Annotated in this window: 15 protein-coding genes; 4 read left to right on the top strand and 11 right to left on the bottom strand. The window is 47.2% G+C overall.

Translation table 11 applies throughout. From position 1 onward, the window contains the following. Nucleotides 1-54: 54 nt before the first annotated feature. The 4 genes from L0Y31_RS07820 to rocD all read right to left on the bottom strand — a co-directional run bounded on the left by L0Y31_RS07820 (nucleotide 55) and on the right by rocD (nucleotide 3,821). Nucleotides 55-1,137 (bottom strand): hypothetical protein, encoded by a 1,083-nt coding sequence (locus tag L0Y31_RS07820; RefSeq protein WP_234736560.1) that lies wholly within the window; start codon nucleotides 1,135-1,137, stop codon nucleotides 55-57. Continuing rightward, a complete protein-coding gene (locus tag L0Y31_RS07815) occupies nucleotides 1,112-1,684 on the bottom strand; it encodes a hypothetical protein (protein WP_234736559.1) in 573 nt (190 codons plus the stop codon). The genes L0Y31_RS07820 and L0Y31_RS07815 overlap by 26 nt, the downstream gene beginning before the upstream one ends. A 77-nt stretch (nucleotides 1,685-1,761) precedes the next feature. Beyond that, a complete protein-coding gene (locus tag L0Y31_RS07810) occupies nucleotides 1,762-2,367 on the bottom strand; it encodes an RNA polymerase sigma factor (RefSeq protein ID WP_234736558.1) in 606 nt (201 codons plus the stop codon). 194 nt (nucleotides 2,368-2,561) lie between these two features. Continuing rightward, nucleotides 2,562-3,821: an ornithine--oxo-acid transaminase gene (gene rocD / locus L0Y31_RS07805; protein ID WP_234736557.1), complete on the bottom strand. Its 1,260-nt coding sequence runs from the start codon at nucleotides 3,819-3,821 to the stop codon at nucleotides 2,562-2,564. A 137-nt stretch (nucleotides 3,822-3,958) separates the two neighbouring features. Here rocD and L0Y31_RS07800 point away from each other — a divergent pair, with 137 nt between their 5' ends. Continuing rightward, a complete protein-coding gene (locus L0Y31_RS07800) occupies nucleotides 3,959-4,141 on the top strand; it encodes a DUF5522 domain-containing protein (protein WP_234736556.1) in 183 nt (60 codons plus the stop codon). Between the two features lie 103 nt (nucleotides 4,142-4,244). Continuing rightward, nucleotides 4,245-4,484 carry a 50S ribosomal protein L28 gene (gene rpmB / locus L0Y31_RS07795; protein WP_234736555.1) on the top strand — a complete coding sequence of 80 codons (240 nt, stop codon included), beginning with the start codon at nucleotides 4,245-4,247 and terminating at the stop codon, nucleotides 4,482-4,484. A 66-nt stretch (nucleotides 4,485-4,550) separates the two neighbouring features. Here rpmB and L0Y31_RS07790 read toward each other — a convergent pair whose 3' ends face one another. After that, nucleotides 4,551-5,810 (bottom strand): pepsin/retropepsin-like aspartic protease family protein, encoded by a 1,260-nt coding sequence (locus L0Y31_RS07790; protein ID WP_234736554.1) that lies wholly within the window; start codon nucleotides 5,808-5,810, stop codon nucleotides 4,551-4,553. A gap of 276 nt (nucleotides 5,811-6,086) precedes the next feature. Between L0Y31_RS07790 and tpiA the strand changes: the two genes are divergently transcribed. Further along, complete coding sequence (gene tpiA / locus L0Y31_RS07785) at nucleotides 6,087-6,848, top strand: triose-phosphate isomerase (protein WP_234736553.1); 762 nt, start codon at nucleotides 6,087-6,089, stop codon at nucleotides 6,846-6,848. Nucleotides 6,849-6,892: 44 nt separating this feature from the next. Here the strand turns inward: tpiA and L0Y31_RS07780 are convergent, their stop codons facing one another. The 4 genes from L0Y31_RS07780 to pdhA all read right to left on the bottom strand — a co-directional run bounded on the left by L0Y31_RS07780 (nucleotide 6,893) and on the right by pdhA (nucleotide 10,818). After that, nucleotides 6,893-8,239, bottom strand: coding sequence for an aspartate kinase (locus L0Y31_RS07780; RefSeq protein WP_234736552.1), 1,347 nt, complete (start codon nucleotides 8,237-8,239; stop codon nucleotides 6,893-6,895). 84 nt (nucleotides 8,240-8,323) lie between these two features. Further along, nucleotides 8,324-8,833 (bottom strand): 6,7-dimethyl-8-ribityllumazine synthase, encoded by a 510-nt coding sequence (gene ribH / locus L0Y31_RS07775; protein ID WP_234736551.1) that lies wholly within the window; start codon nucleotides 8,831-8,833, stop codon nucleotides 8,324-8,326. A 67-nt stretch (nucleotides 8,834-8,900) separates the two neighbouring features. After that, nucleotides 8,901-9,602 carry a tetratricopeptide repeat protein gene (locus L0Y31_RS07770; RefSeq protein WP_234736550.1) on the bottom strand — a complete coding sequence of 234 codons (702 nt, stop codon included), beginning with the start codon at nucleotides 9,600-9,602 and terminating at the stop codon, nucleotides 8,901-8,903. 175 nt (nucleotides 9,603-9,777) lie between these two features. Further along, a complete protein-coding gene (gene pdhA / locus L0Y31_RS07765; protein WP_234736549.1) occupies nucleotides 9,778-10,818 on the bottom strand; it encodes a pyruvate dehydrogenase (acetyl-transferring) E1 component subunit alpha in 1,041 nt (346 codons plus the stop codon). Nucleotides 10,819-10,989: 171 nt separating this feature from the next. On the opposite strand from pdhA, the gene recF reads away from it, so the two are divergent. Beyond that, on the top strand, nucleotides 10,990-12,084 hold the full coding sequence (gene recF, locus L0Y31_RS07760; RefSeq protein ID WP_234736548.1) for a DNA replication/repair protein RecF: 1,095 nt from the start codon (nucleotides 10,990-10,992) through the stop codon (nucleotides 12,082-12,084). A gap of 345 nt (nucleotides 12,085-12,429) precedes the next feature. Here recF and tatC read toward each other — a convergent pair whose 3' ends face one another. Beyond that, nucleotides 12,430-13,311: a twin-arginine translocase subunit TatC gene (tatC, locus tag L0Y31_RS07755; protein WP_234736547.1), complete on the bottom strand. Its 882-nt coding sequence runs from the start codon at nucleotides 13,309-13,311 to the stop codon at nucleotides 12,430-12,432. A 73-nt stretch (nucleotides 13,312-13,384) separates the two neighbouring features. Next, on the bottom strand, nucleotides 13,385-14,677 hold the full coding sequence (locus tag L0Y31_RS07750) for a serine hydroxymethyltransferase (protein WP_234736546.1): 1,293 nt from the start codon (nucleotides 14,675-14,677) through the stop codon (nucleotides 13,385-13,387). Between the last annotated feature and the right edge of the window lie 99 nt (nucleotides 14,678-14,776).

The raw sequence follows: 14,776 nt of genomic DNA, 5'->3' as shown, positions 1-14,776 counted from the left end.
AAAGAAAGGCCCGGCAAATTGCCGGGCCTTTCCGCTATTGAATGGGTTCTTTAGCTATTGAAACTTCACATCACTGAAGCGCGAAACCACGCGTACCTTAGCCCCCGAACCTTTACCAACCTGACCCGTATATTGCTTAGTCGACTGATAGTGATAGCGGTTGCTTTCTTGATTTGGTTGCGTTTTCAGGATAATTTTGCTGTTATCGCTTGGATACCGAAAGCCCCCATGTTGAACGGTAACATCAAACTGGAGATTACCTTCGGCCAGTGCCGGAAGTGCCACCGACGAGTAAGCTGCCTGAATATCAATATTTTCGGCAGACCGGTTAAATTGGTCGATTTTAAATACATTCGAGAACTCGACGTTTATTTTGCAGGACTCCCGCAAGGTTCCAATCTGAACGGGTGAATAGCCAATCGTTGCGTTCAGGGTACCTACATCGCCAATCTGCATGTTGCCGTGTTTGTTCGTTAAATTCAGCACATTGACCTTGTCCAGCACCAGCTTCGAGTGTTGAAAATCGAGTTTGGCACTTTCCAAAGCGCCTATTTCAGCTGTTCCAAATTTAACATCAATGTCTATTTTATCGCCCCGCAGGTCAGTGGCGTAAAAGTTACCGTGTTCGTTGACGATGGTCAGTGGTGCCCGGAAGTTGGGAATATGCGTATTGCCAAACTGGTTTTTAACAATCAGGGCATTGTTACGCGGCATTGAGATCTGATAATCAACCTGTACGCCACTTTTATTACTTCCGTCCCGTACGTTTCTGATGATCGTTATAGCCCGGTTCTGCCCATTATAAGAACCCCGATTGATGAGCGTTTTCAGGCTAATCTGATCACCGTTCCGGCGTTCCGTTATATCCACGGCACTGAGATATCGCTCGGCACCCTCGTCTGAGGGCGCGTTTGCTTTCACCGAAATATCCACCCGAATTTCGTTGCGGTCCCAGAGATTTACCTTTACATCACCGAACTGATTATCGATGGCGAGGTTGTCCCGGGAATTTACATCGTATACTTTAACAATGGTCTTGCGTTTTTCAACAACAAGTTGTTGTTCCTCCGCCAATGCCCGCTGCATGGGTAGCAGGCAAACGAGCAGAAGGCTATATAAGTGCTTTTTTCGGTTCATTCGTTTGTTGTTTGATTCGTTGAATAATCATCAATTGCTGGTTGAGCATGTCGATTTGCAATTGCAGATTCTGTACCATCGCCTGGATCAACGCTTCCTGATTCGGTGCTTTGGGCAGGTCTTTTTTCAGGTTGGTGTAATTTTTTTCTAGCTCGGTTAATTCGGTGGCAAACTCCTTATACAAGGCTGGATTGCTAGCCGTCAAATTCTGCAGTTCAATTCGTTTTTCGTCGATTAAGCGAACATACTGCTTAAATTGACCCGCATAGGCAGGTGCCAAGGCCACCATTTCGGGTTGCTTCGTAAAGCCATATTGATTATTAAAGTACATAAACCCCGCCGCTAACCCGATCAAAAGAACAACGGATGCGGCTACCTGCCAGACGGCCCGGGTAGACCAGCTCGCCGATGATCTGGAATTCAGCCAGCGGCGCTGGGGTTTATGGCCCATCCCCTGCTCAATGGCTCCCCAGAGGTCAGCGCGCGGTTCCAGTACATCGAAGTCTTCCCGGTTATCCCGGATGAATCGTTCAAGATTTCCTTTCATTTTCTCAATGATTGAATGAATGAGAGAATAAAGCCCGTTTAGATTCTTTTACTATCCTCACATTCCCTACTCAACGTTTATTTTAGTAATTCCAACAGCCGTTTTTTTGCCCGCATGTACTGAGTTCGCGATGTTGTTTCACTGATTCCCAATACAGCGCCAATTTCTTCATGATCATACCCCTCAAACAAATAAAGCGATAAAACTACCCGGTACCCTTCTGGCAGCCCCTGCATGGCCAGCCTTACCCGATCAACCTCCATTTGAATTGCTTCCTCGTCGAATGATTCCGTATCAGCAATATCCAGCCCATCCTCTTCGCCAACGCGATACGAATCGATATCGACCCATTGTTCCGTTTGACGCCCCCGACGGCTCCGCAGGTGATTAATTGACCGATTAACGACAATCTGTTTCAGCCACGCCCCAAATGTCGATTGACTACGGAACGTGTGTAAATTACTAAACGCGTCAATGAATGCTTCCTGCAATACATCTTCAGCCTCGCCCACGTGGTTAAGGATGCGCATACAAACGTTAAACATTGCTTTCGAGTAGTGCTTGTACAAGTCGTACTGCGCCTTTCGATCACCTTGTTTGCAACGTTCAACTAGTTCGACATGTCGGTCGATGTACAATTTCGTTTCCAAATGGGCTGAGGAGTCGGATCGCCAGAAATTCATAGTAAAGACATCAGCTAATTGGTCAATGTTGCATGGTGCTTCAAAAATTTCGGGCTAACCGCATAAGAAAAAAAGCCTCTGGCCGTTAAACGGTGCCAGAGGCTGACAAAAGGACAATAAAGTAGTCTGATAACTAACACTTTACGACATAGAAGACCAGTTAAGCTATCAGGAAACTAACTTATTTATATGTCTTAATTTTCTGATACAAAAGCCAAAACGGTTGCCTCGATTAGATCACACGCTTCGTGCATTTGCTCTTCGGTGATTACCAAAGGCGGCGCAAAGCGAATCTTGTCTCCCTGGGTTGGCTTGCAAAGCAGGCCCGCATCCTTGAAGCGCAGACACAACTCCCAGGCGGTTTCATCCCCATACGCAGGCAGGCTATCAATCACAATTGCATTCAAAAGACCTTTGCCACGAACCAACTTGACAAAGCTCGTTTTTTGCGCAAGAGCCGTCATGCGGGCACGGAAAACCTGCCCCATTGCCTCTGCATTTTCAGCCAGCTGCTCATCCTGCGTTACCTGCAAAGCGGCCATCGTAACGGCACAAGCCAGCGGGTTTCCACCGTAGGTAGAACCATGTTCGCCGGGCTTAATGGTCAGCATAATTTCATCGCTGGCTAAAACCGCCGACACGGGCATGGTGCCACCCGACAACGATTTACCCAGAATTAAAATATCAGGCTTTACGTCTTCGTGATCGCAGGCCAGTCGACGACCCGTTCGGCCAATTCCAGTCTGCACTTCGTCGGCAATAAACAGAACATTGTATTTTGTACACAATTCCCGAACGCCCCGCAAATAGCCTTCATCTGGCACTAAAACGCCCGCTTCACCCTGAATGGGTTCAACCATGAATCCGGCAATCGTAGCATCCTTTTGAAACACATTCTCCAAAGCCGCCAAATCGTTGTACGGCACTAAAAGATAACCGGGAAGCAAAGGGCCGTAATCATTGGTAGAGGAAGGGTCCGTAGACGACGAAATAGCCGCCATCGTGCGGCCCCAGAAGTTTCCCTTGGCGTACACGGTTTTCGCTTCGTTTTGCGGAATGCCTTTGACTTTATACGCCCATTTCCGGGTTAACTTCAAGGCTGTTTCGCCCCCTTCAGCGCCGGAGTTCATCATTAAAACCTTATCGAAGCCAAAATAATCGCAGATGTACTTCTCACACTGACCTAACAAATCGGTATAAAATGCACGCGATGTTAAGGTTAGCCGCTGGGCCTGTTGAATCATGGCATCAATAATCCGTGGATGGCAATGACCCTGACTAACCGCACTATAAGCAGACAGAAAATCAGCGTATCTCCGTCCTTCTACGTCCCATACATAGATGCCCTGGCCGCGCGTTAGCACAACCGGAAGCGGATGGTAGTTGTGGGCTCCGTACTTATCTTCGAGCGCAATGGCTTGTTGAGTGGCTGTATTAGAACTAATGATTTCCATAGTAAGGACAAATTACAAAGTGGAATTAGGCTGGATTCTGGTAAGCGGGTGGCGTGCACCTAAGGGTGGGTAAGAACTGGAATCGCGAATAAATGGTTCTTGCCAAAAATACGAAGACTTCAACAGTCCGGCAAACAATGGCTGATTCAACGCAAAAAAAGCGGACGGTTCCTGCGCTCGACCCGAGTGATTATTACATCAACGAAATGGGTTACCTGGTTTTTACGGCCTCCTATCACCTCAAGCGGGGCTATTGTTGCCAGAACGGATGCAAGCACTGCCCGTATGGATTCCGAAAAAAAGACAATTTTCGGGCTTAATACGCAGATAATCCGGTTAATTAACAATTATTTCGCCGCCTTAGTTGTATTGTTTCCAACAATTTAAGAACTTTGCACCCTCATTTAGAAACCGATTACTGTCATGGCTAAAGTTTGTCAAATTACAGGAAAGCGGACACGGGTAGGTAACAACGTTTCTCACGCCAACAATAAGACTAAGCGGAAGTTCTACCCGAATCTGCAAAAGAAACGGTTCTTCCTGGAGTCGTCGGGTGAGTGGATCTCCCTGAAAGTTTCGACTTCAGCGTTGCGGACTGTTAACAAAAAAGGGATCGAAGCAACATTGCGGGATGCCTATCAGAAAGGTACGCTGACATTCTGATCATAGATAGACAGCGTTTAAGGCTTTTAAACACAGCCGCTCTTGGTCAAGAGCGGCTGTTGTTTTTCAGATCAGCCTTTTCAAGACCATCTGCGTAAAGATTATATTGCCGTTGCGCCGGACAAGAATTTCAAGCTCCTTGCCGTCTCCCTTCTGAAGAAGCTTATAAATTTCACTAATGTGCATCTTTGCGGCTGACGAGCCGTTGATAAAAATTACTTCGTCGCCTTCTTTTAAGCCCGCCTGGTCTGCCGGGGAGTCGTCAATTATCTTCTCAATGTAGTAATTCCGCAAATTTAACCCCCTGGCTTTAAGCTCCATGCCGCTCATGTCGTGCTCAAAAGTCTGCTTCAGGATTCGCTTAACGGGCTTTAGTACCAAGTATTTATCGTGGTAATTGAAGGTTACTTTGAAGCGGCGCAAAATCTCACAGCCGATGTTTCCGTTTCGTTCAGTTTGAGTACCAATTTTGACCCCAAATGCCAGACTATCCGGAAAGGAAGCCACTACGTTATCCATCTCAAAATTGCCAAACCGGATTTTATGAATGCGGCCCAGGTTGCCATTGATTACGCCACTCAAGCCACGGCCTAGCTGCGCCCGAATCACTTTATCGGGCAAACGCACGTCTTCGTTTCCATTATTTCGATTGATCAGCAAGGCGTGTCCTGCACCGGTATCAATAACGACCCGAATCGGCACCGTTTTGCCGTTATCAACCACGGCCAGCACATCCGTATACGGCTTGGTGTCCTGGATCATGATTGGGTAGCGAACCCCGCGCGAACGCCGATAACGATAAGAAGACGGCTGTTGCAGGAGAATTTCGCGGCGCTGGAAGTCAATCGTAACGATAAAATTATTGAATACTTCGTAGCCGAAAATACCGTGGATGGGTATGCCTACATACTCCGAAAGCTGAAGAACGTCTTCATCCAAAACAACCATATTCTGGTGATTTGCCCGCATGTGGCCCATCGTTAACACATTGTTGATGGCTACCGATGCCAGTAGCTGACCACCCTCACCAGCCCCTGTTAGTTTCACTTTGCGGGTAAATTGCAGTTTCTGTGACCGAATTGCCGCCGGATCGGTGATGATTGTTGAGCTAACCCCGGTATCTAAAATAAAGTGAAGCGTATCCGAATTATTGATTTTTACCGGCACAACAATCAGGTTGGAATGCAGCTCAAAGGGAATTCGGGCTATTTTACGGTTTTGAATCAAATGGTAACCATAACGATCTTTCCCGTCATCTTTGTCCTCCGCTCCAAACACGTTTAGGCAGCACAACAACAGCACGAAAAAAAAACCAAACCTTTTCATGATCGTAGTTATCAAGCCATGCAGAAATATACAATTATTTAAGCTAAAAACACAATATTAAAGCAAAGGGTTGCACGCATTGCTAAACGATGGAAGTCCTCAGAATCAAAGAGAAGCAGGAAACAGTCTCCGAATCGCAAGACTCGCTGTTTTTTTGTGAAAGCCCGCTAAAAATGTACTATTTTCGCCTGAATAAGCACAAAAAATTATATTCTATCTGGGCGAAGGGAAGGCGAATTTCTGATTAACCTTTATTCCCCGTAAAATAAAATAGTTATGCGAAAAAAGATTGTTGCCGGTAACTGGAAAATGAACAAGACACTGGAAGAAGCGGTTGCTCTGACTTCGGAAGTTGTTAACATGATCAAGGACGAGGTAACCAGCGACGTACAAGTTGTTTTATGTCCACCTTCACTGTACCTGACAACGCTTCGTCAATACGTGCAGGGCAATAGCCGGATCGCACTCGGCGCCCAAAATTGCCACGAAAAGGCATCAGGCGCTTACACGGGTGAAATAGCAGCTTCTATGCTGAAATCAATTGATGTTCAATACGTTATTTTAGGCCACAGCGAACGGCGGCAATATTTTGGGGAAACCAATGCGCAACTAGCCGAAAAGGTTAATATCTCTCTGGAAAATGGCCTTACGCCTATTTTCTGCTGTGGAGAGTCACTGGAGCAGCGCCAAAGCAGCGACTTCATTGGCTTCGTGAAAAACCAGATCACCGAAAGCCTTTTTCATTTAACACCGGAAGCTTTTGGCAAGATCGTAATCGCCTACGAGCCCATCTGGGCCATTGGCACGGGTCTCACGGCAACCGCCGACCAGGCGCAGGAGATGCACGCGGCTTTGCGGCAGCACATCGGGGAGAAATACGGCGAAGAAATTGCGGACAATACGTCTATCCTGTACGGCGGAAGTGCCAACGCACAAAATGCAGCAGAGTTGTTCGCCAACCCTGATGTAGACGGCGGGTTAATTGGCGGAGCATCGCTCAAATCCCGTGATTTTACCACGGTTGTTAAAGCTGCGTAAATGCTAAGGCCCTCACTTAAGAAGCAGTGAGGGCCTTATGTTTATTAGTTTTGTGGCCGGAATAATCCGTCGTTCAGCGCATTCAGCGCTTCTGCTTTGTAACGGCTGTGAAGCAACAAAGAAAGGTTGTGTTCGGTGCCGCCGTACGAAATCATGCGTATCGGAATGTTTCTCAGAGCGCTTAGCACCTGAGCCGCGATTCCCGCATAATCCGCGCTGAAGTTACCTACAATGCAAATAATCGTCTGGTCGTAGTCCGGTTCTTCCAGATCGCAAAATGCGCTCAGTTCGTCCGTAATGTCTTTTAGTTTTGACGTATCGTCAATCGTTACTGACACCGATACTTCCGATGTAGCCAGCATATCAACTGGCGTTTTGTGCTTCTCGAAAATCTCGAAAATCCGTCGCAAAAAGCCGTAAGCATTTAGCATCCGCAGGGAGTGGATGTAAAGCGCGGTAATGCCATCTTTGGCCGCTACGGCCTTAAACACCTGATCCGAAGCGGCTCCGGCGGCAGTGCGGTCGGCAATCAGCGTGCCGGGCGCAGCCGGGTCCATTGTGTTTTTCAGGCGAACAGGCACCCCGTATTTACGCGCCGGCGTGATGGTTGACGGGTGAAGAATCTTAGCCCCAAAATAGGCCAACTCAGCCGCTTCTTCAAAGGTCAGCTCGCGAATCGGGAATGTATTTTTTACAATCCGGGGATCATTGTTGTGCATCCCATCAATATCCGTCCAGATCTGAATTTCTTCGGCGCGGATAGCCCCTCCGATGAGCGATGCCGTGTAATCAGAACCGCCCCGCTTCAGGTTATCTACTTCGCCCCGTGGGTTCCGGGCAATGAAACCTTGCGTTACGATGATCTGCTTATCATTGTGTGGACGAAGCATCTCCCGCAGTTTACGTTCAATATAGTCTAGTTCGGGCTCCCCATCGGCATCAATACGCATGAACTCCAGAGCAGGAAGCAGCAACGAACTTTCGCCCTGCTCTTCCAGGTAAGACTGAAACATCTGCGTACTCAACAGCTCGCCTTCGGCTACCAATTCCTTCTCCTGCTTGGGCGTAAACGGCTTTACACGCATCAATGAGCGGATATACGAAAACTCATTTTCAACGATTTGCTGCCCCTTCGTCAGCCCCGTCGTCGTTTTGTAGAGATCACGAATAAATGAGTTGTAATGCGCCTTCAGGTGTTCAATTTTTTCAGCGGCTTCATCATCGTGGTTGCCCTTAAGCGATTCAGAAATTGATAAAAGCGCGTTTGTTGTGCCAGAAAGCGCCGACAATACGACGATTTTTGTGCTATCATCCGCGGTAATCAGGGTACGAATCGAGTGCATACGCTCGGGTTTTCCAACCGAGGTTCCTCCGAATTTCCAAACTTGCATTTCAGGTTATTTATAGATTTGATGGTTAAAAGTAAGCCAGTTGGTTTGCTGATGAAGGGTTAAATAAGCCACAAACCGCTTAGGTCAAACTTTAAATTGAAAACTATATACTTGCTTTTGCAAGCCCAGCATCTTGATGGCTGTCATCGCGGCCTCGTCTCCCTTGTTGCCATGAACGCCGCCCGCCCGGTCTAACGCCTGCTGCTGGTTATTGGGTGTCAGAACGCCAAAAATAACCGGCTTACCCGTTTTCAGTCCGACATTCGTTAAGCCTTGCGCTACGGCGTGGTTGATGTAGTCATTGTGCTTGGTTTCGCCCTGAATCACGCAGCCAATGGCAATCACGGCGTCAATATCGTTGCGTTGAGCAAACCAGTTGGCACCCAGGCTTAATTCAAAGCTACCCGGTACGTTTCCCCGAATAATATTCTCGGCTTTCGCTCCGTATTGAATCAGCGTTTGGTAAGCTCCATCAAACAGGGCTTCGGTAACTTCGCTGTTCCACTCTGCTACGACGATGCCGAAGCGGTATGGACTAATGTTGGGTAGATTTTCGGTCGAAAAGACGCTTAGGTTTTTGTGTTCGCTTGCCATATAAGTAAAAAGGACAAAGCCAGCCGGCTTTGTCCTTCGTATGTGTGCTTTGTTTGCTTCGATACGGTTACGACTCGCCGGCCAGGCCTTCCAGCACCGATTTATACTTCTTAGCGTTTGCCGTCTCGCTCGAATTTGGGTATTTTTCAATCAGCTGATTGTAGGTGCTAATGGCTTCGCTTAGCTGCTTATTTTGCTCATAAGCAACCGCCAGCTTCATCATATACGTTGGCGTAAAGAATGCATTAGGCTTGTAATCAGCCGCTTTTTTGTAGTAGTCAATAGCCTCACCGTAGGACTTTTTCTCGGAATAAGCGTCGCCAATCAGTGCATACGCCCGAGCTTGAATCAACAGATCCGAAGAGCTGAATCCTTTCAGACGCTCAATGGCTTCGTCAAATTTGCCTTGCTTCAATTGAGCAACACCGGCATAAAAGTCAGCCAGATTGCCGGCCTTTGTCGCGCCGTAGCCATCGGCAATAGCAACCAAACCTTCGTTAGCACCATTACCATTCAGCGCTTTTTTTAGAGAATCCGATTCCCATTCATACACCGAAGGGAACATGGCTGTCTGTGCTTCTTCATCCTGGCCATCAACATAATAGCGATAGCCAATAAAACCAGCCACGGCCAATACAACGATACCAATAAGCCCCAGAACAATATTCCGATTCTTTTCAAGAAATACTTCGGCTTTACCGAACTGACCTACTAATGCATCCGGGTCTTCCAAAAACTCCAGCTTAGAGCCTGTGTTTATTTTACTCATGTCCATTGACAAATTTGGAATGCAAAATTAGCAGTTTTAAGAATATTCGACAACGGAAATGAGATAAAGATTTGATTTATATTGGTTTTTAATCCAGTTTTAAAATAAAAGCCCGCCGATGATGTACCGGGCGGGCTTTCAGAAACAAATTTTAGTCCAATTAAATAGCGAAAGCTTACTCTTCCATGAATGGATAATCTTTGTCCATGTATACATCCTTGAAGGCTTCTTCCGGCGCTGGATAAGGCGACTCTTCCGCAAATTTCACGGATTCATCTACCTGACCTTTAATCTTCTTATCAATTGCGGCCAATTCCTCTTCTGTAGCAATGCCCTGCTCCAGAATCCGGGATTTGATCAGCTCAACCGGGTCGCGCTGTTTGTACTGCTCTACTTCGTCTTTCGAGCGGTATTTTTGCGGATCAGACATTGAGTGTCCCCGGTAGCGGTACGTGCGGAACTCCAGGTACGTTGGTCCTTCGCCTTTGCGCGCGCGTTCGGCGGCCCGGCTAACGGCTTCGTGCACTAGTTCAACGTCCATCGCGTCAACCGGCTCCGAAGGCATGTCATAGGCTTCGCCAATGGTGTACAGCTCCGTTACGTTCGATGTACGGGCTACTGACGTTCCCATGGCATAACCGTTATTCTCAACTACAAAAATAACGGGTAACTTCCAGAGCATTGCCATGTTAAAGGCTTCGTGCAAAGCGCCCTGACGAACGGCTCCGTCGCCGAAGAAACAGATGCAAAGGTTTTCTGTCTTGTTGTATTTCTCGGCAAAAGCCAGTCCGGCGCCCAGTGGAATTTGAGCACCTACAATCCCGTGTCCACCGACAAAATTGACTGATTTGTCAAAGATGTGCATGGAACCACCTTTTCCTTTTGACGAGCCGGTTTGCTTACCAAATAACTCGGCCATGATCGCGTTAGGATCTGAGCCTAGCGCCAGAGGAATACCATGGTCACGATAGGCCGTGATCCACTTATCATCTTTCGTCAAAGCAGTGTATGAACCTGACGAACAGGCCTCCTGACCAATGTACAGGTGGCAAAAACCCCGGATTTTTTGCTGACCATATAACTGACCGGCCTTCTCTTCAAACTTGCGTTGAAGTTGCATCGACTCATACCAGTACATATACCGTTCTTTCGGATGGGTCGCTTTGGCTGCTGCCGGCGATGCATCGCCCGGTTTAGATTTTTCTTTTACTGCCATGTTCTTAAGTTGAACCTAAAAAATAAGATAACCGACGGAACGGATAGCGTTCGCCGTCTCGGATGAACCGTTAAAAGCTTGTTTCAACCAAACGGTCTGTATCTTTGTTGCTTTAAGCACATAGTAACCGTTGCTGCGAAATTAAGCATTACTTGGATAACAACCATACCGATGCATTTGGAAAAACTCAACCTGACCAATTTCAAGAATTACGAGGAGGGGCAATTCCGTTTTAGCGAACAGATTAATTGCATCGTTGGTCCGAATGGCAGCGGTAAAACCAATCTGCTGGATGCCATTTATTTTTTATCCCTCAGCAAGAGCGCATTCCACAATCAGGACGCTCTGAGCATTGAACACGAAGCGCCGTTTTTCATTGTGGATGGCGTTTTCCGAAACGGCGCTAAAACGACGCAAATTACCGTTAGTTTACAACGGGGTCAGCGTAAGACTATTTTAACCGATAAAAAGCCTTACGAGCGTGTGAGTGAGCACATTGGCAAATTCCCAGTGGTACTGGTTGCGCCCAACGATACCGACCTAGTACGAGAGCATAGCGAAGAACGTCGGCATTTTTTTGACGGTGTTCTGTCGCAGCTCGATTCAGAGTATCTGCGGGATTACCTGGCTTATCAGCACGTTCTGAAACAGCGGAATGGCCTATTGAAAATTTTTGCGGAACAGCGCTACCACGATGAGGACCTGCTCGAAACCTACAACGAACCATTGTTGCAACTGGCCCTGCGTATTCACGAGCGCCGAAAAATTTTTATTGCCGATTTTCTGCCGATTGTTCAGAAGCATTACGCCTACCTGAGCGACGCCCGCGAAGAAGTTGATATTATTTACGAATCGGAGGTTGGAAACGAAGAGTTTGAGCGGGATTTTCGGCGGAATCGCCAGAAAGATATTCAGCTTCAACGCACGACCAAGGGTGTTCACAAAGATGACTATGTGTTTGAGGTCAACGGCGTAGCGCTCAAAAAATTCGGCTCACAAGGCCAGCAAAAGACGTTTGTCATCGCGCTGAAATTAGCCCAGTTTGAACAGCTACAAGCTGAAAAAGGCTTGAAACCAATTTTGCTTCTGGACGATATTTTCGATAAACTAGATGATCGGCGGATCGGCAAACTTATCGAACTGATGGAGCAGCAGACGTTTGGCCAGATTTTCCTGACCGACGCCCGCCCCGAACGAACCCAACAGCTCTTGAATTCGGTGAAAGCGGAAGTTGCCTACTTCCGGCCTGAAGGGTCAAGGGCTTAAGCTGCTCCATTGTATTGGACAAAACTTATTTTTAGTTACATTGTGTAACTATTCCTGGACAAATAATCATCCTTAACTCTTTCAGTAACATGATCCGCACGCTCATTTTTCTGACGACTCTATCTGCAACTAGTGCTTTGGCACAGCTTCCTGATCTAAAAGCCCCTGTTGCAGTCCCCAGAAATACAGCGCAACCCGATACAATCCTGAAAGTCATCTACGCCGATAAAGAAACAAAGGCACCGAAATTGGAATGAATAAATAACCTTTCCTGGTTTTAAATCTGTTGCTAATAGGTCACAAAAAAAGCCCGCTTTCGGCGGGCTTTTTTTGTGTATAATTTGATTATTCTTCGTCCTTGGTATAATTACCACTTTCCATCATTTCTTTTTGATCTTTCAGGCGCAGCCGTAGTACATATCCCGAAACCCAGATACTTACTTCATACAACAACGCTAGCGGAATGGATACCAGAATTTGGCTATAAATATCGGGTGAAGGTGTGATGATGGCGGCAATAACCAGAATAGCAACTAACGCATGGCGACGGTATTCGCGCATAAACTGCGGAGTCAATACGCCAACTTTCGATAGTACAAACGTAATAATCGGCATCTGGAAGGTCAGACCGCAACCCAATGTCAGCGTTGCCAACGTAGACATATACGATGAAATGTCAAATTCGTTAACGATGCTCGGGTCAAGCTGATAATTCGCTAAAAAGTTGATTGCTAGTGGAGAAACAACGTAATAGCCAAATAGAATACCGGTCAGAAACAGAAATGTTACAAAAAAGACTCCACCCCGCGCAGCCCGCCGCTCCGAAGGTCGTAGACCCGGCACGATAAAACGCCAAAGCTCCCAAAAAGCATAAGGAAAAGCCCCCACCAATCCAATCATCAACGACAGCGTAAGCGAGGTTGTAAACTGCCCGGCCATCTCACGGCTTTGCATCGTAAAGTTAAGCTTCTGGATACAAAGGTCCGCAAAGCCTGTTTTCTCCGATAACTTACACATCATCCGGTAGGTCCAGAAATCAGGTCTGGACGGAGCGGCAATGATGTTGCTGTAAATTTCCCGGATGAAAACAAAAGCAATTAGTGCAAATACAGCAATCGACCCTACTGCACGCACGAGATGCCACCGTAGCTCCTCCAAGTGCTCCAGAAAGGTCATCTCACCACTATCTTGAACGTCGTTTTCCAATTGTTGATCTAAAGGAGTCATCAAAAAATAAGTGAAGGAGTGGTAGCATGAATAAGTAGAATAGCCGTTACAGCTACCCTACCTGTTCACCAAATTAACTATATAACGGAAACTGCTTCATCCAGTTGTTAACTTCTTCTTTTATGGTTTGCAATTTCGCGTCGTTGTCATGATTCATCAGAACATCGTCTATATATACGACAATTTGCTCCATATCGGATTCTTTCATACCACGCGTTGTAACGGCAGCCGTCCCGACGCGCATCCCTGATGTTACCATTGGCGATTTATCGTCAAAGGGCACCATGTTCTTATTAATAGTAATATCGGCTTTAATGAGCGTATTTTCGGCTAATTTACCAGTCAGTCCTTTCGAACGCAAGTCAATTAACATCAGGTGATTATCCGTACCGCCTGAAATTATTTTATAGCCTTTCGCTACAAAAGCAGCGGCCATAGCCTGGGCGTTTTTCTGAATCTGCACGGCATACTCCGTAAAATCATCGCTCAGAGCCTCACCAAAGGCAACTGCTTTCGCCGCAATAACGTGCTCCAGCGGCCCACCCTGCGTACCCGGGAAAACGCCCGAATCCAGCAGTGAAGACATTAACCGCAATTCGCCTTTCGGTGTTTTGATACCAAACGGATTTTCGAAATCATTCCGCATCATAATTAACCCGCCGCGTGGACCGCGCAGGGTTTTATGGGTAGTTGTCGTTATGATATGGCAATGTTCCAGCGGATCATTCAATAATCCTTTGGCGATCAAGCCTGCCGGGTGCGAGATGTCGGCCAGCAACAGCGCGCCAACCTGGTCGGCAATGGCCCGCAAGCGTACATAATCCCAATCGCGGCTGTAAGCCGAAGCGCCACAAATCAGCACTTTCGGACGCTCGCGCATGGCGGTTTCCTCTACAACATCATAATTAATAACGCCTGTTTCCTGCTCTACGCCGTAGAACGTCGGGCGGAAATATTTCCCGGAAATATTCACGGGTGAACCGTGCGTCAGGTGGCCTCCGTGCGAGAGGTCAAAACCCAGAATGGTGTCGCCCGGCTTCAGAGTGGCCAGGAATACGGCCGTATTTGCCTGAGCGCCCGAGTGCGGCTGTACGTTCGCCCAGCTCGCCCCAAACAGTTCTTTGATCCGGTCAATGGCCAGTTGTTCTATTTCGTCAACCACTTCGCAGCCGCCGTAATAGCGTTTGCCCGGTAATCCTTCGGCATATTTATTAGTAAGCACGCTTCCCGCAGCTTCCATTACTTGTTTAGAAACAAAGTTTTCGGAAGCAATCAGTTCGATACCGGATTCCTGACGATGTTGCTCTCTGGCAATTAGGTCAAACACCTGTGTATCACGGGTAATGGAAGTGGCGGTCGTTGACATATGGCAATTAAATGGAATTGAGTAGTAACGTTTGTTTTACGGAACGCAAAGTTACGTCTTTTCCCGTACTGCACAGCATTACTACCCCGCATTTCCTAA

The sequence above is a fragment of the Tellurirhabdus bombi genome, assembly GCF_021484805.1.
GTDB lineage: Bacteria > Bacteroidota > Bacteroidia > Cytophagales > Spirosomataceae > Tellurirhabdus > Tellurirhabdus bombi.
The sequence above is the reverse complement of the archived record's forward strand: the minus strand, read 5'-3'. Positions and strand labels throughout refer to the sequence as shown.